Annotated in this window: 17 protein-coding genes; 7 read left to right on the forward strand and 10 right to left on the reverse strand. The window is 55.1% G+C overall.

Annotation, left to right across the window (positions count from 1 at the left end; genetic code table 11):
* Nucleotides 1-70: 70 nt before the first annotated feature.
* Nucleotides 71-1,117, forward strand: a complete 1,047-nt coding sequence (locus CCASEI_RS07420; RefSeq protein WP_025387567.1) for a COX15/CtaA family protein — start codon at nt 71-73, stop codon at nt 1,115-1,117.
* A 19-nt stretch (nt 1,118-1,136) separates the two neighbouring features.
* Nucleotides 1,137-2,105 carry a quinone oxidoreductase family protein gene (locus CCASEI_RS07425; protein WP_006823735.1) on the forward strand — a complete coding sequence of 323 codons (969 nt, stop codon included), beginning with the start codon at nt 1,137-1,139 and terminating at the stop codon, nt 2,103-2,105.
* 136 nt (nt 2,106-2,241) lie between these two features.
* Here the strand turns inward: CCASEI_RS07425 and CCASEI_RS07430 are convergent, their stop codons facing one another.
* Nucleotides 2,242-3,186, reverse strand: coding sequence for a heme o synthase (locus CCASEI_RS07430; RefSeq protein ID WP_006823736.1), 945 nt, complete (start codon nt 3,184-3,186; stop codon nt 2,242-2,244).
* Between the two features lie 468 nt (nt 3,187-3,654).
* On the opposite strand from CCASEI_RS07430, the gene tkt reads away from it, so the two are divergent.
* The 5 genes from tkt to pgl all read left to right on the forward strand — a co-directional run bounded on the left by tkt (nt 3,655) and on the right by pgl (nt 10,332).
* Nucleotides 3,655-5,733: a transketolase gene (gene tkt, locus CCASEI_RS07435; RefSeq protein ID WP_174401655.1), complete on the forward strand. Its 2,079-nt coding sequence runs from the start codon at nt 3,655-3,657 to the stop codon at nt 5,731-5,733.
* 15 nt (nt 5,734-5,748) lie between these two features.
* The gene (gene tal, locus CCASEI_RS07440; RefSeq protein WP_006823738.1) at nt 5,749-6,834 is read left to right on the forward strand and encodes a transaldolase; all 1,086 of its coding nucleotides are present in this window, start codon (nt 5,749-5,751) and stop codon (nt 6,832-6,834) included.
* Nucleotides 6,835-7,013: 179 nt separating this feature from the next.
* The gene (gene zwf, locus CCASEI_RS07445; RefSeq protein WP_006823739.1) at nt 7,014-8,546 is read left to right on the forward strand and encodes a glucose-6-phosphate dehydrogenase; all 1,533 of its coding nucleotides are present in this window, start codon (nt 7,014-7,016) and stop codon (nt 8,544-8,546) included.
* A gap of 27 nt (nt 8,547-8,573) precedes the next feature.
* Nucleotides 8,574-9,485 carry a glucose-6-phosphate dehydrogenase assembly protein OpcA gene (locus CCASEI_RS07450; RefSeq protein WP_006823740.1) on the forward strand — a complete coding sequence of 304 codons (912 nt, stop codon included), beginning with the start codon at nt 8,574-8,576 and terminating at the stop codon, nt 9,483-9,485.
* A 79-nt stretch (nt 9,486-9,564) separates the two neighbouring features.
* On the forward strand, nt 9,565-10,332 hold the full coding sequence (pgl, locus tag CCASEI_RS07455; protein WP_006823741.1) for a 6-phosphogluconolactonase: 768 nt from the start codon (nt 9,565-9,567) through the stop codon (nt 10,330-10,332).
* Between the two features lie 82 nt (nt 10,333-10,414).
* Here pgl and secG read toward each other — a convergent pair whose 3' ends face one another.
* The 9 genes from secG to CCASEI_RS07500 form a co-directional block, all read right to left on the reverse strand.
* Complete coding sequence (secG, locus tag CCASEI_RS07460) at nt 10,415-10,648, reverse strand: preprotein translocase subunit SecG (RefSeq protein ID WP_006823742.1); 234 nt, start codon at nt 10,646-10,648, stop codon at nt 10,415-10,417.
* A 233-nt stretch (nt 10,649-10,881) separates the two neighbouring features.
* Nucleotides 10,882-11,664 carry a triose-phosphate isomerase gene (gene tpiA, locus CCASEI_RS15345; RefSeq protein WP_025387570.1) on the reverse strand — a complete coding sequence of 261 codons (783 nt, stop codon included), beginning with the start codon at nt 11,662-11,664 and terminating at the stop codon, nt 10,882-10,884.
* A 48-nt stretch (nt 11,665-11,712) separates the two neighbouring features.
* Nucleotides 11,713-12,930 (reverse strand): phosphoglycerate kinase, encoded by a 1,218-nt coding sequence (locus tag CCASEI_RS15350; RefSeq protein WP_006823744.1) that lies wholly within the window; start codon nt 12,928-12,930, stop codon nt 11,713-11,715.
* A gap of 140 nt (nt 12,931-13,070) precedes the next feature.
* A complete protein-coding gene (gene gap / locus CCASEI_RS07475) occupies nt 13,071-14,078 on the reverse strand; it encodes a type I glyceraldehyde-3-phosphate dehydrogenase (protein ID WP_006823745.1) in 1,008 nt (335 codons plus the stop codon).
* Between the two features lie 372 nt (nt 14,079-14,450).
* Nucleotides 14,451-15,443 (reverse strand): DNA-binding protein WhiA, encoded by a 993-nt coding sequence (gene whiA, locus CCASEI_RS07480; RefSeq protein WP_025387571.1) that lies wholly within the window; start codon nt 15,441-15,443, stop codon nt 14,451-14,453.
* A gap of 67 nt (nt 15,444-15,510) precedes the next feature.
* Nucleotides 15,511-16,518, reverse strand: coding sequence for a gluconeogenesis factor YvcK family protein (locus tag CCASEI_RS07485; protein ID WP_035095918.1), 1,008 nt, complete (start codon nt 16,516-16,518; stop codon nt 15,511-15,513).
* A gap of 205 nt (nt 16,519-16,723) precedes the next feature.
* On the reverse strand, nt 16,724-17,608 hold the full coding sequence (gene rapZ / locus CCASEI_RS07490) for an RNase adapter RapZ (protein WP_170316220.1): 885 nt from the start codon (nt 17,606-17,608) through the stop codon (nt 16,724-16,726).
* A gap of 80 nt (nt 17,609-17,688) precedes the next feature.
* The gene (uvrC, locus tag CCASEI_RS07495; RefSeq protein ID WP_025387573.1) at nt 17,689-19,740 is read right to left on the reverse strand and encodes an excinuclease ABC subunit UvrC; all 2,052 of its coding nucleotides are present in this window, start codon (nt 19,738-19,740) and stop codon (nt 17,689-17,691) included.
* A 92-nt stretch (nt 19,741-19,832) separates the two neighbouring features.
* Nucleotides 19,833-20,429 carry a PH domain-containing protein gene (locus CCASEI_RS07500; RefSeq protein WP_006823750.1) on the reverse strand — a complete coding sequence of 199 codons (597 nt, stop codon included), beginning with the start codon at nt 20,427-20,429 and terminating at the stop codon, nt 19,833-19,835.
* Between the last annotated feature and the right edge of the window lie 7 nt (nt 20,430-20,436).

Here is a 20,436-nt window from a genome sequence, read left to right on the forward strand (position 1 = left end):
TTCTTCCCCATGCCCCGAAATTTTTAGGTCACCCCCATAATCAAAGGTAACGTTGGTATTTGTGAGCGCCATGACTGATTCTTCTTCAACAACACTAGGAACCGGGAAACCCGGTTTGCTCCAACGCATCCGGAGTTTCTTCCGGGAGGCGGTTCCATCCCTCAAGCAGCAAAGAATCATCGCCATGATCCTCCTGCTGTGCCAAGGCGGCATCACCGTCTCCGGCTCCGTCGTTCGCGTGACGGGCTCAGGCCTGGGCTGTGAAACCTGGCCAAATTGCCACGCCGGTTCACTGGTTCCGGTTCCTGGCGCAGCACCGCTCATTCACCAGATCATTGAGTTTGGTAATCGCCTGCTGACTTTCGTGGTTGCTGCCGCCGCCGTTGCCGCCATCGTCGCTATGCATATGGCAAAGCGTCGTTATGAGCTCAAGCTGTACGCATGGCTCTCCCTCGGTGGCGTTGCTTTGCAGGCCGTTCTCGGTGCTATCTCCGTGTTCATGGACCTGCACTGGTGGGCCGTTGCTATCCACTTCCTGCCATCGATGGTCTTGGTCTGGATTGCAGCGATGCTCTTTGCCCGCATCAAGGAACCCGATGATGGTGAGCGCACTGCCGCTTTGCCAGCTTCTATCCGCTACATGGCGATTGTCGCCGCGGTAGGCCTAGGCGTTGTACTCATCACCGGCACCATGGTGACCGGTTCTGGTGTCCACTCTGGTGACGCTGGTGTGGGCATGGATGGCCGCCTGGATGTTGATACAGAGATCATGGCTTATATCCACGCAGCATGCATGTACGTCTACGTCATCTTCACCGTCATCGTGCAGATTCTGATCTACCGCAACAATGCATCCAAGGCGGCAAAGAATGCGGGCTGGATTCTCATCGCGTGCATTATCATTCAGTGGGCAATCGGCGTGTACCAGTTCTACATGGGTGTTCCACGCTGGACCATTCCTTTCCACATCGGAATGTCTTCTGTCGTCACTGCATGCACAGCTTTGCTGTACTCCCACGGAATCGTGCGCACCGGCGGCACACAGGAACTCCAATCGGGTTCCCCTGCTGGAGATATCAAGCGCGAAAAGCGCGAAAAATCACTCGCTGCTCGTTAAAAACAGTTAGCCTGGATTCATGTATGCAATTCAGGTATCGAAACATGGTGGACCAGAAGTTCTGGACTACACCGAAGCGCCCTCCCCGACTCCTTCAGAGGAGCAGGTATTAGTAGACGTCATCACAGCGGGCGTCAATTACATTGATACCTACTACCGGGAGGGTATTTATAATGCCCAGACCCCGTTCACCATTGGCCTTGAGGGAGTCGGCCGCGTGGTTTCTGACCCCAAGGGTGAAATCGCCGAAGGCACCATGGTGGCGTGGAACAACGCCTTTGGTTCTTATGCCGAGCAAGTCTGTGTTGACCGCAACCGCATGGTCGCCGTCCCGGATGATATTGACACCAACGTGGCTGGCACCATGCTGCTGCAGGGCATGACCGCGCACTACCTCATCCAGGGCGTCTACGAGCTCGATGAGAACAGTACGTGTCTTATTACAGCCGGCGCTGGTGGCGTTGGTCTCTTGGCCACTCAGATGGCCAAGGCAGCGGGCGCAACCGTCTACACCGTGGTCTCTTCCGATGAAAAAGAGCAACTGTCCTTTGAAGCTGGCGCGGACCAAGTATTCCGTTACTCCGGTGGACTGGCGGAGCAGGTGCGCCGCTTCAACGGTGGCCGTGGTGTCGATGTGGTCTATGACGGCGTTGGCAAGGAAACCTTCCAAGAATCGCTTGAGGTTGTCCGTCCACGTGGTGTTGTCTGCCTCTTTGGCGCAGCCTCAGGCCCTGTAGAACCTGTTGATCCTCAGGTGCTGAACAAGCACGGCTCCATCTTCCTCACCCGTCCATCCCTGGGTGCTTACACTGCTACCGATGCCGAGTTCCAGATGCGCGCGTCAACCGTTGTGCAAATGGTCAACGAGGGCAAGCTGCATTTCCGCGTGCACGATATCTATGATCTCAAGGATGCACGCCAAGCCCACGAGGACCTTCAAAACCGCAAGACCACAGGCTCTGTTGTCTTGCGTGTCCGCGAAGCATAGTTACTGCCAAGCGCACGAAAAGGGCGGCAACCAGAAGGGATATTAACCTTGGTCGCCGCCCTATGGCGTTGCATATCTGTCGCCACCGCGATAGTTCATCAATGCAATTATGTATTTATGTCCTCGCGGCCGGATCCTAGAACAGAACCGTTGACCAGCCCAGCATACGTCCGAGTGGCTCCCAGCCGACCAGGGAGTCAATGGTCAGGCCAATGAATAGCACGGATAGGTAGTTGTTGGAGTAGATAAACAAGCGCATAGGCTTGACCTTTGCACCCTTCTTCACTCCGTCGTGCAGCCGGATAGACATCCACAAGAAGCCAATGCCAGAAGCGACAGCTGCGATCAGGTAAATCCAGGACGCTGCCGGGATAATGAGGAAGGTGACCACCACAGTAGCCACGGTGTACCAGACAATCTGACGGGTTACCTCAGATTCCTTCGCCACCACTGGCAGCATTGGAACGCCTGCGCGGCGATAGTCTTCCTTGTACTTCATGGCCAACGCCCAGGTGTGTGGCGGGGTCCAGAAGAAGATGATGAGGAAAAGCACCACTGCTTGCCACCAGCGGTCAGGCTGGCCGTCCATCGCATTGTCACGGATAACGGCCCAACCAACAAGAGCCGGCATACAACCTGCAAGCCCGCCCCAGACGATGCCCTGCTCATTCTTCATCTTCAGCCACTTGGTGTAGACCACCACGTAGAAGAAGTTGGTCAGAAGCACGAAGAAAGCAGCCAACCAGGAGTTGGCCATGACACCGAGCCAGAAGACAGAAAGCACCAGCATGATGCAGGCGAATATCGCTGCATTCTTGCGGCTGATCTTTCCGCGAACCAGGGGCCGTGCGCGCGTGCGCTGCATTTTTTGATCAAGCTCGTATTCGACCACGTTGTTAAACGTGTGCGCTGCCGCTGCACCCATCCAGCCACCGAAGATGGTGGAAATGATGAGCCAGATATTGTCGGCCGCTGCGTCAATACCGCGCTGCGCCTGCAGCATTGCAGGGATGGCGGCTACAAGGAGGAGCTCGATGATCCTGGGTTTTGTCAAAGCAATATAGGCCTTGATGGTATCCAAGGAATTTTCCTCCAACTATTGATTGTCTATGCGCAATGCAGTATTCGGGTACTCCGCCAACAAAGTGGCGAACTGTCAACAGCATTCAGGGCGCTTATTAAAACTAAATTCAACGGAACAAACGTACCGTTTACGCTTCAGTAGTCGAGTGCGGAACCATACTAGTTCCCTCGCGCGTCTAAATCGTTGGCAACGTCACAGTGCGTGGCCATCACGTTGCTTCTACAGACTTAAACCGACTTAATTTCTTGAATTACGCAGAAATTCCATAATGATTTTAAGCAGGTTAAGCAGCAGGTAACCATCACAGCCTACAACTTTTTGTTGAAAGGGTGAAATAGCAACACATAGTGGATCCGTCTACTGCTAGATATCAGTAGACTTGACGGCGTCAGAATTAATCCCGATTAGATTGGTGAGGCAACTTTAACCGTGTCTTCTTCGAACCTCTCCCCCGAATTGCAGGCGATGACAGAGCGTCGCTACCCAGACGACTGGTCAGAGCATGACACTCGCGCGATTGATACCGTGCGTGTTCTAGCAGCTGACGCGGTTCAAAACTGCGGTTCTGGCCACCCGGGCACCGCAATGTCTTTGGCACCACTGGCCTACACGCTGTACCAGCGCGTGCTCAACCACGATCCAAAGGACGTGAATTGGGCTGGCCGTGACCGCTTTGTCTTGTCTGTGGGCCACTCCTCACTGACCCAGTACATTCAGTTGTACTTGGGCGGTTTCGGTCTGGAGATGAAGGACCTGGAAGCTCTGCGTACCTGGGATTCTTTGACTCCTGGCCACCCAGAGGTCGGGCACACCGATGGTGTGGAAATCACTACTGGTCCTTTGGGCCAGGGTCTAGCGTCTTCCGTGGGTATGGCAATGGCAGCGCGCAAGGAGCGCGGTCTTTTCGATCCGGAAGCTCCAGCCGGCGAGTCGACATTTGACCACCACGTCTACGTCATCGCTTCCGACGGCGACCTGCAGGAAGGCGTCACCGCAGAGGCTTCGTCTTTGGCAGGTACGCAGCAGCTCGGCAACCTCATTGTTTTCTGGGATGACAACCGCATCTCCATCGAAGACGACACCAACATTGCATTCAATGAGGATGTCAACGCTCGCTACGAGGCTTATGGCTGGCACGTTCAGACCGTAGAGTCCGGCGAAGATGTTGTGTCCATTCTGGAAGCAGTAGAAAGCGCTAAGGCTGAGACCTCTCGCCCATCTTTCATTCGCGTCAAGACTGTCATTGGCTACCCAGCGCCAAACAAGATGAACACCGGCGGTGTTCACGGCTCTGCTTTGGGTGATGATGAAGTTGCAGCGACCAAGGAAATCTTGGGCTTCGATCCAGCGGTCAACTTCCACATTGACGACGAGGTCATCGCGCACACCCGCAAGCTCGCCGATCGCGGTGCGGAGAAGAAGGCTGCGTGGCAAGAGAAGTTCGATAAGTGGGCTGCAGCTAACCCAGAAAACAAGGCGCTGTTTGACCGCTTGGCGGCACGTGAGCTTCCAGAAGGCTTCACCGATGACCTACCAAGCTGGGATGCCGATCCAAAGGGTGTTGCTACCCGTAAGGCGTCCGAGGCTGCGATCCAGGCTCTGGCCGCCAAGCTGCCAGAAATGTGGGGCGGCTCTGCCGACCTTGCAGGTTCCAACAACACTGTTATCAAGGGCGCACCATCCTTTGGCCCGGAGACCATCACCACCGACATGTGGTCGGCGGATCCTCACGCGGGCCGCAACTTGCACTTCGGTATCCGCGAGCACGCCATGGCTGCGATCATGAACGGCATCGCACTGCACGGCAACACCCGTATTTACGGCGGTACCTTCCTTATCTTCTCGGAGTACCAGTTCCCAGCTGTTCGCCTGGGTTCCCTGATGTCTACTGACACCTACTACGTTTGGACTCATGACTCCATCGGTCTGGGCGAAGACGGCCCAACCCACCAGCCAGTCGAGGTACTTTCTGCGCTGCGTGCTGTGCCGAATCTCTCTGTTATCCGCCCAGGGGATGCAAATGAGACTGTTCAGGCATGGGCTGCGGCAATGGAGTACAAGGCTGCACCGAAGGGGCTGTCTTTGACTCGTCAGAATATCCCAGTGCTGGAAGGTACCAAGGAGAAGGCCGCTGAAGGCGTTCGCCGCGGTGGCTACGTTCTGGTTGAGGCATCCAAGCAAACCCCAGATGTCATCCTGCTTGCTACCGGTTCCGAAGTTCAGTTGGCTGTAGAGGCTGCGAAGGAACTAGAAGCCGCCGGGACCGCAACGCGCGTAGTCTCGATGCCGTGCCAGGAATGGTTTGATGAGCAGCCAGTAGAATACCGCGAGCAGGTCCTGCCAAATGATGTCCTCGCACGCGTTTCTGTTGAGGCTGGCATCGCTCAGTCATGGCACAAGTACCTGGGCTTTGCAGGTCGCACTGTATCCATTGAGCACTACGGTGCATCTGCCCCAGCTGAGGAGCTCTTCGAGCGTTTCGGTTTCACCGCCGCTAAGGTCGTCGAAGCAGCTCAAGAGTCACTTGCTGCAGCTAAGAAATAGGAGTTTGAGATAAAAATGACCACCATTGATGATCTAGCCAAGATCGGTACCTCTACCTGGCTCGACGACATGTCGCGTGAGCGCTTGGAGTCCGGCAATCTCAAGGAGCTGCTGAGCACCAAGTCCATCGTTGGTGTCACCACCAACCCAGCAATCTTCGCTGCGGCAATGTCTAAGGGCACGGCTTATGACGCAGACATCGAAAAGCTCAAGGCGGAGCGCGCAAAGGCTGATGAAGCCGTGTACTCCTTGGCTATCGACGATGTCCGTGATGCATGTGACGTCTTCCAGGAAGTCTACGAAAAGTCTGGCGGCAAGGATGGACGCGTGTCCATCGAGGTCGACCCACGCATCTCCGATGACGGTGAGGCAACCATCGCCCAGGCTCGCGAGCTTTGGAACCGCGTTGGCCGTGAGAACTTGATGATCAAGATTCCAGCGACTGATGGCTCCATGGGTGCTATCAGCGAGGCACTTGCCGATGGCATCTCCGTCAACGTCACCCTGATCTTCTCCCTTGAGCGCTACAAGCAAGTTATTGAAGCCTTCAAGACCGGCATCCGCCGCGCAGCTGCCAATGATCTGGATGTTTCCAAGATTCACTCCGTTGCTTCCTTCTTCGTCTCTCGCGTGGATGTTGAGATTGATAAGCGTCTGGAAGAAATCGGCAGCGAAGACGCGCTGGCACTTCGTGGCAAGGCAGGTGTAGCCAACGCACAGCAGGCTTATGCCCTATACGTCTCCGAGCTGGAGAATGCAACGGATCTGCCAGAGGGCACCAACCTGCAGCGTCCACTGTGGGCTTCTACCGGTGTGAAGAATCCGGACTACTCCCCAACTCTGTACGTTTCTGAGCTGGCTGGTCCAAATACGGTCAACACCATGCCTGAAAAGACCATTGACGCGACCTTGGAGTCGGACACCTTGCATGGTGACACGCTTTCCAATTCCGCTGAGGAATCCGCAAAGGTTCTGGAAGATATCGCGGCAATCGGCGTCGATTTGGATGATGTCTTTGCGCAACTTGAGCGTGAAGGCGTAGAGAAGTTCGTCGACGCTTGGAACGAGCTTCTGGAGTCTGTCTCTCCTCGACTCGTTTAATTTCAGGTGCGATAGATAACACCTCGCCCACCACGTTTGCTTGCCTTGTGCACGTGAACGTGGTGGGTTTGTTTATACCTGCTTATTTTTGATTGCTTCTGCCTGTGGTCTTCGTCTGCCGCGTCGCACAAACTAGTAGACTCGGGGACGTTGATTTTCGCTGAAAGGATTGCTTGCTTGTGACCAGCCCTAGCGACTGGGTTAACCCCCTACGTGATGATAATGATAAACGCCTGCCGCGCATTGCCGGTCCTTCCGGAATGGTCATCTTTGGTGTAACCGGTGACCTTGCCCGGAAGAAGCTTCTACCAGCCATTTATGACTTGGCAAACCGCGGTCTTCTTCCGGCCGGTTTTACTCTTGTTGGCTATGGCCGTCGCGAGTGGGACAAGCAGGCATTCTGCGACTACGTCAAAGAAGCCGTGGAAGCTGGCGCGCGTACCCCATTTAGGAAAAATGTGTGGACGCATCTAGCCCAGGGCATTGAGTTTGTGTCCGGCGACTTTGATGACAAGGGCTTTGATGCCCTTTCTGAGCGTCTCACGGAGCTCGACTCTTCCCGCGGCACCGGCGGAAACTGGGCATACTACCTGTCGGTTCCACCAGACTACTTCTCTGAGATCTGCCACCAGATAGAGCGCGTTGGCCTAGCAACGCAATCGGATGATTCTTGGCGTCGCGTCATCATCGAAAAGCCTTTTGGCCATGACCAAGAATCTGCGCACGAGCTCAATGAGATTGTCAACGCTGTCTTCCCTGAAGACGCCGTATTCCGCATTGACCACTACCTGGGCAAAGAGACTGTCCAGAACATCATGGTGTTGCGCTTTGCCAACCAGATCTATGAACCAATGTGGAACGCCCACTACATTGACCACGTTCAGATCACCATGGCTGAGGACATCGGCCTTGGCGGCCGCGCTGGCTATTACGACGGCATCGGCGCTGCCCGCGACGTCATCCAAAACCACCTAATTCAGCTTCTGGCGCTCGTGGCCATGGAAGAGCCAAGCTCATTTAGCCCATCAGCTTTGCAGGCTGAGAAGATCAAGGTGCTGCAGGCAACCACTCCTGTTTATCCCCTGGCGAAGACCACCGCGCGTGGCCAGTATGCTGCCGGCTGGCAGGGCTCTGATTACGTCAAGGGTTTGCGCGAGGAAGAGGGCTTTGACCCGAACTCTACGACTGAGACCTACGCAGCCTGCACCCTGGAAGTAAACTCCCGCCGTTGGGCTGGTGTGCCTTTCTACCTGCGCACCGGCAAGCGCTTGGGACGCCGCGTCACCGAGATTGCCTTGGTGTTCAAACCAGCGCCACACCAGCCTTTTGATAGCCGTCAGACCTCTGCCCTGGGATCCAACGCGGTGGTTATCCGCGTGCAGCCTGATGAGGGCGTGACCTTGCGCTTTGGTTCAAAGGTGCCTGGTTCCACCATGGAAGTTCGTGACGTCAACATGGACTTCTCCTACGCGCAGGCATTTACTGAAGAATCTCCGGAAGCTTATGAGCGTTTGATTCTGGACGCTTTGTTGGATGAGTCCTCGCTGTTTCCTACCAACGAAGAAGTTGAGCTGTCCTGGGCAATCCTGGACCCAATTTTGGAGTACTGGGAAAACAACGGCCAGCCCGAAAGCTATGCCTCAGGCACCTGGGGCCCGGAATCTGCCGATGCAATGTTGTCGCGCCGTGGCCGCACCTGGCGTCGTCCATAACAAGTGAAGTGTGAAGGATAATTTGCTGTGATCACCCCAATGCCAAATACCACCACGAGCAAGATTGCACGTGGCCTTGTTGAAGCGCAGGAACACTACACCCTGACTACCTCACGCGTTCTAACGTTGATTGTTGTGGTCAACGTCGATGATGAGGTCGACGCCGTCTTGGACTCAGTCCGTGACGCCTCCCATGAGCACCCTTCTCGCGTGCTTGTCGTTATTACCGGCTCGCGCGATGCCGAGCCTTTGCTCAACGCTGAACTGCGCGTCGGCGGCGAAGCTGGCGCTTCCGAAATCGTAGTGATGCACCTGTTCGGACCTTTGGCAGATAATGCCGAGTCCGTTGTGACTCCGCTGCTGCTGCCGGATACACCGATTGTGGTGTGGTGGCCAACCGCTGCGCCAGAAGGGCCTTCTAAGACGCCGATTGGTAAGCTTGGTCAGCGCCGCATTACCTACGCCGCGGCAAAAGGCGACTTGCGCCGCTTGTCTTCTGGCTATGCGCCAGGTGATACAGATATGGCGTGGGGCGAGATCACCCAATGGCGTGGCATTGTTGCCTCATCCTTGGACCGTTTGCCACATGAGCCAGTCAAGCGCGTGGAAATCTCTGGCCCTAGCGACAGCCTCGCCGTCGACCTTGCTGCCGCCTGGATGTTGGACCGTCTAGCAGTTCCAGTCAAACGCGTGGTGTCCGATGCTCCGGGCGAAAAGTTCACGATCCACAGTGTCCGGTTCTTCCGCGAGACGTCCGATATCATCATCGATGCCTCTGAAGAAGGCTCTGTTCGCGTGAATGTTCCTGGCTCCCCAGAGTCCATGGTTGCGCTGAATACGCGCTCGCGTGCGGAGATTTTGTCCGAGGAGCTTCGTCACTTGGATGCCGATGAGGCATACGCACATACATTGCGCGGACTGGCACAAGTAGACTACTAGTAGTTTTATTTAGCTCATCTTTTTCTGCACCCCTATTCCCACATAAGTGCAGACGTGTGAAAGGACAATAACCTTAGTCATGGTGACTATCAATCGCGTGGCCGACTTGGACGCCCTCATATCAACTGCAGCGTTGAAATTCATTGACGTTGTCGCTGCGGCTCAATCGCCTGGCGGAGGTGTTCATGGCGACGGTGTTGCGCGCGTTGTTCTCACCGGCGGTGGCGCTGGTATTGGCCTTCTCAAGGAGCTGCAACGCTTGGATCGTGCTGCTGATGAACAGGGTGAGGACTTCCCTGCCCTGCGCATTGATTGGGAGCGCATCCACGTCTTCTTTGGTGATGAGCGCAATGTGCCTGTCACCGACGCTGACTCCAATGAAGGCCAGGCACGCGAAGCCCTGCTGGATCACGTTGGCATTCCAAACCGCCACATCCACGGCTTCGACCTAGGCGCGATTTCTATGAGTTCTGCTGCCCAGGCTTATGAGGAAGAGCTGCGCGAGTTCGCCCCTCAGGGCTTTGATATCCACCTGCTCGGCATGGGTGGAGAAGGCCACATCAACTCGCTGTTCCCTCACACCGACGCTGTCCGGGAGCAGGAAGATATTGTGGTTGCTGTCCATGACAGCCCTAAGCCACCTGCTGAGCGCCTAACGCTGACGCTCCGCGCAATTGCTAAGTCGCAGCGCGTGTGGCTTTTAGTTGCTGGTGAAGAAAAGGCTGAGGCCGCCAGCCACGTCGCCGCTGGCGCGAATCCTGAAGAGTGGCCTGCTGCCGGTGCTCATGGCATCGAAGAAACTATTTTGTTCCTCGCTGAGAACGCTGCTTCGCAATTGCGCGACTAACCACGGCTAGTTCTTAGCAACAGCAAACGCCCACTGGAAGATAATCTCCAGTGGGCGTTTCGCTTGGCTTAAGTCAGTGTGTTTAAGCGTATGCCTGAATAAGGTTCAGGCCAATGATGCAGGCCAGCCAGATGATGACCATGACAATGGTGTAGCGGTCAAGATTCTTCTCAACAACGGTTGAACCGGACAGGTTGGACTGAACGCCGCCGCCGAAGAGGCTGGACAGGCCGCCGCCCTTGCCCTTGTGAAGCAACACGAACACAGTCATCAAAATTGCGGAGATGACCAGTACGATTTGCAGAGTCAAAATCATGAATTAGCTACCTTGCGTGTTGATATTAGATTTCTTGGTCCCATTCTCCCCCCAAGTGCGCGTTTGAGTCTCTCAACGTGTGCGAGGCGGGGGTTGATGCACAAAGTACATCATGATGAGACCTTTGCTCCTAGCAATGCTACACCATCTGCCCCGATTAGCCGTTAACCAGCCCGGGTTGCGTCAGATGAGCACTGCCAGCAGAGTTAGGGAGAACTTCTGCGATGTTCTCCCTACTGGTTTGCGTTCGCGGCGTTGGCAGCCAGCTTGGCAAACTCCTCACCGCTCAGGGATGCACCGCCAACAAGGCCGCCATCTACGTCCGGCTTGGAGACGATCTCCGCGATGGAGTCAGTCTTGACGGAACCGCCATAAAGAATGCGGATGCCGGCAGCAACTTCCTCGCCAGCAAGTTCCTTGACTAGTTCGCGGATAGCAGCGCACACTTCCTGCGCGTCATCTGCCGATGCTACTTTGCCGGTACCGATTGCCCAGACTGGCTCATAAGCGATAACAGTCTTTGCCAATGCGGCGGCATCGAGGCCAGCCAAAGAATTGCGGGTCTGTTCCACGACGTAATCAACGTGAGTGCCTGCTTCACGGATTTCGAGTGGCTCACCCACGCACACGATTGGAGAAATACCGTTGGTGATAGCGGCTGCCGCCTTTGCTGCAACAAGCTCATCAGATTCATTGTGGTACTCGCGGCGCTCAGAGTGGCCAACAACTGCGTAGGTGCAGCCAAGCGCAGCCAGCATGGAGCCAGATACCTCACCGGTGTACGCACCGGACTCGTGCTGGGAGATGTCCTGCGCGCCGTAGGTGATCTTCAGCTTGTCACCTTCAACCAGGGTCTGCGCGGTGCGGATATCCGTAAACGGCACCATGAACGAAACATCTACCTTCTCGTAGTATTCCTTCGGCAGGGTGAAGGAGAACTTCTGCAGCTCGCCGATGGCCTGCTTGTGGTTGAGGTTCATCTTCCAGTTGCCGGCAATAAGTGGGGTACGTGCCATTGGGGCACACATCCTTTCAATTAAGTGCGGGTAAAGCTCGTGAATTAATTAGGACTCAAGGACTTCAACGCCTGGCAGGTTCTTGCCCTCCAGGAACTCTAGGGATGCGCCACCACCGGTGGAGATGTGGCTAAAGCCGTCCTCATCCAGGCCCAGTGCGCGAACCGATGCTGCGGAGTCACCGCCACCGACTACGGTGAAAGAACCGTTGTTTGCGGTTGCATCAATGATTGCTTGCGCAACACCAGCGGTGCCCTTGGAGAATGCCTCCATCTCGAATACGCCCATTGGGCCATTCCAGAACACGGTCTTGGAGTCAGCCAGGACCTTGGCGAATTCTTCAACAGACTTAGGTCCGATATCCAAAGACATCCAGCCCTCAGGAATGCCGTCAAGTTCAACAACCTTGTTCTCTGCATCAGCAGCAAATTCGGATGCAGCAATCAGATCGACCGGCAGAACCAGCTTGTCGCCAAAGCGCTCGAGCAGGGACTTGCAGTTGTCAATCTGGTCTTCCTGCAGCAGGGACTTTTGCACGTTGTAGCTTTGTGCCGCCAGCATGGTGTAGCACATGCCGCCACCGATGATGACCTTGTCAGCCTTTTGCGCCAAAGCTTCAATCACGCCAAGCTTGTCAGAGACCTTCGCGCCACCCAGAACAACTACGTACGGATGTGCTGGCTCTTTAGCCACGGTGGACAGCACGTCAAGCTCGGCTTGAACCAGCTTGCCGGCATAAGCAGGCAGCTTCTTCGCTACGTCGTAGACAGATGCCTGCGCGCGGTGAACAACGCCGAAGCCGTCGGAGACGAACGCGCCGTCATCGGCAGCCAATGCGGCTAGCTCTTCCGCGAATGCTGCACGTTCTGCCTCGTCCTTGGAGGTCTCACGTGCGTCAAAGCGCACGTTCTCGATGAGCAATACGTCACCTTCGCTCAAGCCATTTGCACGCTCATGAGCATCTTCTCCAGTGACATCGCCGGCGAGCGCAACATACTGCTCAAGTGCTTCGCTCAATGCCTCAGCGACTGGCGCCAAAGAGTACTTGGTATTGACTTCGCCCTTTGGTCGGCCCAAGTGAGCGCTCAAGATAACCTTCGCTCCGCCCTCAACCAAAGCCTTGATAGTTGGCAGGGATGCGTTAATGCGTCCTGGGTCGGTGATATTGCCTTCATCATCCAGTGGAACATTGAAGTCTGAGCGCACCAGCACGTGGCGTCCATCCACGCCTTCTGCCAGCAAATCATCAAGGGTCTTAAAAGCCATGTCATCTCCTCTTAATAATGCGCAGTTTCACGCGCAAAAAATGGTCGTTTTTAAAGCTTCATCTAAAACAATACCGACCCTGCCACAAAAGGCGGGCCGGTAAGGCTTTGTTCATTTTCACTCAGCTTTGTAAAGCTGTTTTACAGCGCGGCAGCTACCTGAGCGGTGGTGCGAACCAGCTGGGAGGTGTAGCCCCACTCGTTGTCGTACCAGCCCAGAACCTTGACCATGTTGCCGCCGGTGACCTTGGTCATACCAGCGTCGAAGATGCAGCCGTGGGAGTCAGAGATGATGTCGGTGGATACAATTGGGTCCTCGGTGTAAGCCAAAGTCTCACCGAACTCGCCGGTTGCTGCTTCCTTGATAGCCGCGTTGATCTCTTCAACGGTGACGTCGCGGGAAGCGGTGAAGGTCAGGTCGGTTGCGGAGCCGGTGATGGTTGGAACTCGCATTGCGTAGCCATCAAGCTTGCCCTCGAGCTCTGGCAGAACCAGTGCAACAGCCTTAGCTGCACCGGTGGAGGTTGGAACCATGTTGACCGCTGCTGCACGTGCGCGACGCATATCCTTGTGAGGAGCGTCCTGCAGGCGCTGGTCACCGGTGTAAGCGTGAACGGTGGTCATCAGGCCCTTTTCGATACCGAACTTCTCGTGCAGAACCTTTGCCATTGGTGCCAAGCAGTTAGTGGTGCACGAAGCTGCGGAGATGATGTTGTGGTTCTCCGCATCATAGGTATCGGAGTTAACGCCGTAAACGAAGGTTGCGTCAACGTTCTTCGCTGGCGCGGAGATGATAACCTTCCTTGCGCCTGCCTCGATGTGAGCCTTCGCAGCCTCGCCGTCGGTGAAGCGGCCGGTGGACTCAATCACGATGTCAACTTCGTTCTCTGCCCACTTGAGGTTCTTTGGATCTGGCTCCTCGTAGACAGCAATGCGCTTACCGTTCACGATGATCGCGGTGTCGTCATACTCAATTTCACCATCGTAGCGACCCAAGACGGAGTCGTACTTCAGGAGGTTTGCCAAGGTTGCGTTATCGGTCAGGTCGTTGAGTGCAACAACTTCCAAGTCGGTGTTGCCCTGTGCGATTGCGCGGAACAAGTTGCGGCCAATTCGGCCGAATCCATTAATACCAATGCGGGTGGTCACGGTAGTTGTCTCCTAAAAAGTTGGGAAGCGGAGTACGACAAAAGCTTTTGCCTGGGAGTAAACGTCTATAAATTCCTACTTGATGTTTCTCCGACAATGCCGATAATACCGAGGTTGCCTACACTGCGCAGAAACAAAAAGGCAAACCCACATTTTCTTCGAATTATCGGACATTTTGCAATCGAAACGGGCGAGGTTGTCCAGTCCCGAAACCCATATTCTCCGAGGTCAACACACTCGTGTCCGATCATGCCCGTTTGATCGTGAACTTGAATGTTATTTGGATCACATTGAATAAAAGTGAGCTGCATTACGCACAAATAGGCCCCCACAGTGAGGTCTGTGAGGGCGATAAAAGTAGTTCGATCGGATCTACTCGTCTTCTTCTTCTTCGTACGCTAAATCATTCGTGGCTTCATTGGTATCTGGAATACCCAACTCCTGCGCACGACGGTCCGCCATTGAAAGCAAGCGACGGATACGACCTGCCACGGCATCCTTGGTCATCTGCGGCTCTGCAAGTCGGCCAAGCTCTTCGAGCGATGCTTGTCGATGCTGCACGCGCAGGGTACCAGCATCGGCCAGATGCTCCGGTACGTCATCGCCCAAGATTTCCATGGCGCGCTCTACTCTCGCGGCCGCGGTCACGGCAGCACGGGCGCTGCGGCGCAGGTTAGCGTCATCGAAGTTGACCAACCGGTTCTCAGATGCCCTAACCTCACGGCGCTTGCGCTTGTCTTCCCACGTCAGACGGGTTACTTGCGCGCCCATTCGAGTGAGAAGTGCACCGATGGCATCACCATCACGGATAACCACGCGGTCGGCACCACGTGTCTCCTTCGTTTTCGCGGCAATGCCAAGTCGACGTGCACAACCAACGAGCGCCAGGGCAGCTTCTTGGCACGGGCAGACAACTTCGAGTGACGACGAGCGACCAGGCTCGGTTAATGATCCAGCGGCTAGGAATGCACCACGCCAGGCAGCTTCGTTATCTGCGATGGATCCGGAAACCACCTGTGGTGGCAGACCTACTACTGGGTGCCCGGAGCGAGTGACCAGACCCAGGCGTCGCGTGAGTTCCTTAGCGCCGGCACCAATACGCAGCTGAATGCGGGACTTTTTGGTCGAGCCTGGAGGGCCCACGACATGGCTTGAAACCTTAATGTCGTACATCTCTTCAATGGAGGACACCAAGCGATCTGTGATCGCCTGGTCTTCTAATTCAATTTCATAAGCGAGCTGGCCATTGGAGGTTTGTAGTTGACCTGCAAAGCGAAGAATAGCTGCGATCTCTGCAGCTCGGGCGCTCGGACGGGTTATCGTCGTCGCCGTTAGTTCCTTCTTGACGTCATCGGTCAATGCCACTGTAGAAATCTCCCTGCCTTCTTAATTACTCGTCCTAATGAATTATTTAACGATAGCGCACCACTGCTTATTGAGCCGCAGTGCCCTGAGTTGCTTGAGCAGCCACCCATTCGCTGTACATAGAATCAAGGACGCTAGCCAGCTTAGCTGGATCATGGCGGTTGAGCTCTAATCCATCATCCGTGACCATGCAAACATCTGCGAAAACGACTTCTGCACCCAACTGCTTGGAAGCACGCTGCACATGGCTTCTTTCACCTCCCGCAAGGTCCAAATTGCGATCGATGACCACGCGGTCGACCTGAAGCTTTGGCGCGTGCTGTGCCAAGACGTGCAGGTGGCGCTCAACGGAGAAACCACTTGTCTCCCCTGGTTCGACCGACAGGTTGAGAACCAGAACGCGCAGAGCCTTCGATCGAGAAATTGCATCCACAATCTGTGGGACCAGCATGTGCGGCAACACTGAAGAGAACCAGGAGCCGGGGCCAATGGTGATGATGTCAGATTCATTAATAGCCTGCAGCGCACGTGGGTTAGCCTGCGGATCATTGGGCTTAAGATGCACGCGGCGCACCTGGCCCGGGGTGGTAGCTACTGCTACCTGTCCCCTGACAGAGCGAATAATGCGCGGGTCATCATCAAGACCCGCGACTTCCGCCTCAATGCTCAGCGGACGGTTCACCATGGGGAGAACGCGACCATAAGAATCAGTAAGTTCCGCGACCTTATCCAAAGCCGCTTGCATATCACCGAGCACCTCAGCGAGGCCCGCAATCATCAAGTTACCAACCGCGTGACCGGCCAATGCGCCAGTGCCGCCAAAGCGATGCTGCAAGGTCTTTGCCCACAAAGTGCCGTTGTCATCATTGCGACTGAGCGCTGCAAGAGCCATTCGCAGATCACCCGGAGGAATAATGTCTAGTTCACGGCGCAAGCGGCCTGAAGAACCACCATCATCTGCCACCGTAACGATGGCAGAGATATTCGCCGGATCACACTGACGCGCGGCTAAAAGCGTCTGGAACAAGCCATGTCCGCCGCCGAGACAAGCAATGTTGACGGGAGAAGTACTCAACTCACTCCTTGGGTTCAAGGCACTGCCCTACTCATCGCTGATGTGCAACCAGTGGGGCAATTGCTAACTAATGTGAAAAAGAGATTAATTATCACACGATACAACAAACCTGAGAGATACTTGTCTTGCTCAGCAATGAAGACTCCCGCCGTAGTAGAAAGTCTCGAACCATTAGCTGTTCTCAGGGGTACATTGTCCGCATCAATTAATCACGATTGATATCTCTGTGCAAGACGTTGACGTCGAGCTCTTCTCGCTCGTCGCGCAAACGGCGCACAATCTCTTCGGCAACGGCTACCGAGCGGTGGTGCCCACCGGTACAACCAACACCAACCGTGATGAAGTTCTTGCCCTCATGACGGTAGCCGTCCATCATCGAATCCAACATGACGAGAAAATTATCGATAAAAGGTGCAGCGGCATCTTGGCTCAGGACGTAGTCCGACACCGGTTCATCGGTACCGCGGAATCCGCGTAGCTCTGGGACCCAGTAAGGGTTCGGGAGGAAGCGCACGTCCACAACCAAATCAGCATCGCGCGGGGAACCGTGCTTGAAACCAAATGACTGCACGGTAATGTGCTGTTCGCTTTCACTCATCGAACCGAACGAAGCTTCGATAGCGCGGCGCAGGTCATGAACTGACAGTGCGGTTGTATCAATAATGACATCCGCTGCCCCACGCACAGACTCCATAGCTTCGCGCTCACGGGTAATCCCGATTTTCAGCGTGTCACCCTTTTGCAGCGGGTGGGTACGACGCACGGAGTCAAAACGACGTATCAATACATCATCGCGCGCATCGAGAAAGAGGATGCTTGGCTTTACGCCAATAGCTTCAAGATCTTCGACGGTCTCTTTGATGGATCCCGGGAAAACGCGGGATCGCGTATCGGTCACGACCGCCATTGGGCGGACAGGTGGGTCATTTTCTTGGCCCGCTTTAAACACCTCGGCGATGAGAAACGGGGGAAGATTGTGAGAAACGTAGTAGCCCTTGTCTTCCAATACCTTTGATGCCGAGCTTAGACCGGCACCAGACATTCCAGTCAGCAAAATCGGTGGCATCTCTGTGGTTGTCATGCGTGCCAGTCTATCGTGAATGGGCATATCCCGGCAGCGTAAACAAGTGATGTTGGGATAACGATCTCACAAAGATCATTTCATGAAGGCTAAGCGCGAAGATGCTCAAAGATCGTCGATGCCATCTTCGGACCGATCCCCTTGACTTCCGCAATTTGCTCTTCGCTTGCTTCCTTGAGCTTCTTGACGGATCCGAAGTGTTTGACTAAGTCGGTTCGCCGTGTCGGGCCCAATCCCGGGATGGAATCAAGCACCGATGCGCGCATCCGCTTGGAGCGCTGCTGGCGGTGGTACGTGATGGCGAAGCGGTGGGCTTCATCGCGAATTTGCTGAAGTAAATACAATGCTTGAGAGTTTCTGGGCAAAATAACCGGTTCATCATCGCCTGGGACCCAGATTTCTTCTAGGCGTTTGGCAAGACCCACTAAAGTGACATCCACGATGCCTAGTTCATCAAACACTTTTTGCGCAGCAGCAACCTGGGGCGCGCCACCATCAACGATGAATAGTTGTGGTGGATAAGCAAACCTACGTGCGACATCGGTTGACTCCTCGATGACGTTTTCATCATCGAAGGTTGAGTCCTCGGCTTCTTCATCAGGATTGGCCAGTTTGTCTTCATTGTGGCGCTTGAATCGACGCTTAGTCACCTCGGCAATCGAACCCACGTCGTCTGAGCGGCCATCGCCCGCGGCTTCCTTGATACGGTATCGGCGGTAGTCAGACTTGCGCGGCAAGCCATCTTCAAACACCACCAGGGATGCCACCACATCGGTGCCTTGGATATGCGAAATATCCGTACACTCAATGCGCAAAGGCGCGGTTTCCATGCCAAGCGCTTCTTGAATATCCTGCAGCGCTGCCGAACGAGCCGTGAGGTCACCAACCCGCTTGAGCTTGTGTTGACGCAAAGAGTCCTTGGCGTTTTTCTCCACGGTCTCCATGAGGGCACGTTTGTCACCACGCTGCGGAACTCTCATATCAACCTGCGCGCCACGCAGTTCCTGAAGCAGTTCGCGGACCTGATCTGCTTCCTCAGGCATTGCTTGCACAAGAATTTCACGCGGCACGACGCGAACCTGCCGGGGTTCTTCGCGTGATTCTTGGTCCACGCCACGGCGCTCTAATGCGGCGTCTTCTTCTGCTTCAATCTTCTCCCTTTCCACGGCGTCGCCATAGAACTGAATGAGAAAGTTCTGCATTAGAAGCGGAAGCGCCGGGTCCTCCGTGCCTTCATCTAGCTTTTCCAGGGTTGCTTGGTCGCCAACGCGTTCAACCACCCATCCGCGTTGTCCACGGATGCGGCCATCACGGACGTGGAAGATCTGAACGGCTGCTTCCAGCTCATCGGTATGAAAGGCGATCAAGTCAGCATCCGTGCCATCACCAAAGACGACGGCCTGCTGTTCCATGATCTTGTTAATAGCGTCCAAGTCATCACGAAGGCGTGCCGCACGCTCAAATTCAAGAGCTTCAGAGGCTTCCTGCATCTGCGCTGTCAGCGCTCGTACAACATCGCCGGTGTTGCCGTTCATAAAAGAGATCAGCCGGTTGACGGTTTCGCGGTGCTCTTCTTCGCTCACGCGGCCGATGCATGGGGCATCACACTTGCCGATGTACCCCAGCAGGCAGGGACGTCCCAGCTTTTCATGGCGGTTATACACGCCCTTGGAACAGGTGCGCATTGGGAAAACACGAGTCAGCAGATCGAGAGTTTCACGAACAGCCCAGGCGTGAGAATACGGGCCAAAGTACCGAACGCCCTTGCGCCGCGGACCCCGGTAGAAGAATGCACGCGGAATCCGCTCACCCACTGAAACAGCCAGCATTGGGTAGGTTTTATCGTCTCGGTACTTGACGTTGAAGCGCGGATCAAACTTCTTAATCCAGGTGTATTCCAGTGCTAGTGCTTCTACTTCACTGGCAACCACGGTCCATTCCACGCTGGCTGCGGTCTGCACCATTTGCCGCGTGCGCGGATGAAGCATGGTGAGCTCTTGGAAGTAGTTGGACAGGCGTGCGCGAAGGTTCTTTGCCTTGCCCACATACACCACGCGTTTATTTTCATCGCGGAACTTATAGACGCCTGGGCCCGTTGGAATAGTTCCAGGGGCAGGCCGGTAGGTACTTGGATCTGCCATGTTAAACTACTCCCCTTTTTTCGGCTGACGATGATTACTCCTCGTAGCTATCTCGTAGCGATTGGGAAGCTACGAGGTAGCTGCGGGATGTATTAATCCAGCGGCATGTACTTTGCTTCCAGTTCGCGGAACTGGCGGGTGGACATAATTGCCTTTTCCTTGTCACCGGACTGAATAGCCCAGACTGGAACATATTCAAAGTCTGGAAGCTCAATGCGCGCCATGCGGGAGCCTTCTGGGAAAGCCAAGCCGTAGATGACCTGCCATGGGTAAAAGCGGGTGCCAATAATATTGCGAACCTCGACGCCATCAGCGTTTGCGCGAAGCCGCGGACGGTTAAACACAATCCACGCCAGGATGGACAGCACGACACCGATGCCAGGGAAAGCGAACTTATCAATCAAAGTGATGTGAGCACCGGTGAACTCGATGTCCAGCATGATGCCCATAAACAGGTGTACGGGGATGAGGATAGCGATACACAGCAAGGAAATCTTGCGCAGATATGGTGATTTGACGATCAATTCCCACGGCTTGGTGGAAGTCATAGCGAACGGATCGGCAGTGGTGTACGCCAGAATCTGTTCGTCGCTCAGCTTCTTCTTCGGTTGGTTGCCGCCTTGAAAATCCGTTTGCTTTGGGGGAACGGTATTTCCGGAGGTGTTGGCACCAGCCGTTGAGTCAGTCATGGGTTAA

This window comes from Corynebacterium casei LMG S-19264 (assembly GCF_000550785.1).
In the GTDB taxonomy this organism is placed as follows: Bacteria; Actinomycetota; Actinomycetes; order Mycobacteriales; family Mycobacteriaceae; genus Corynebacterium; species Corynebacterium casei.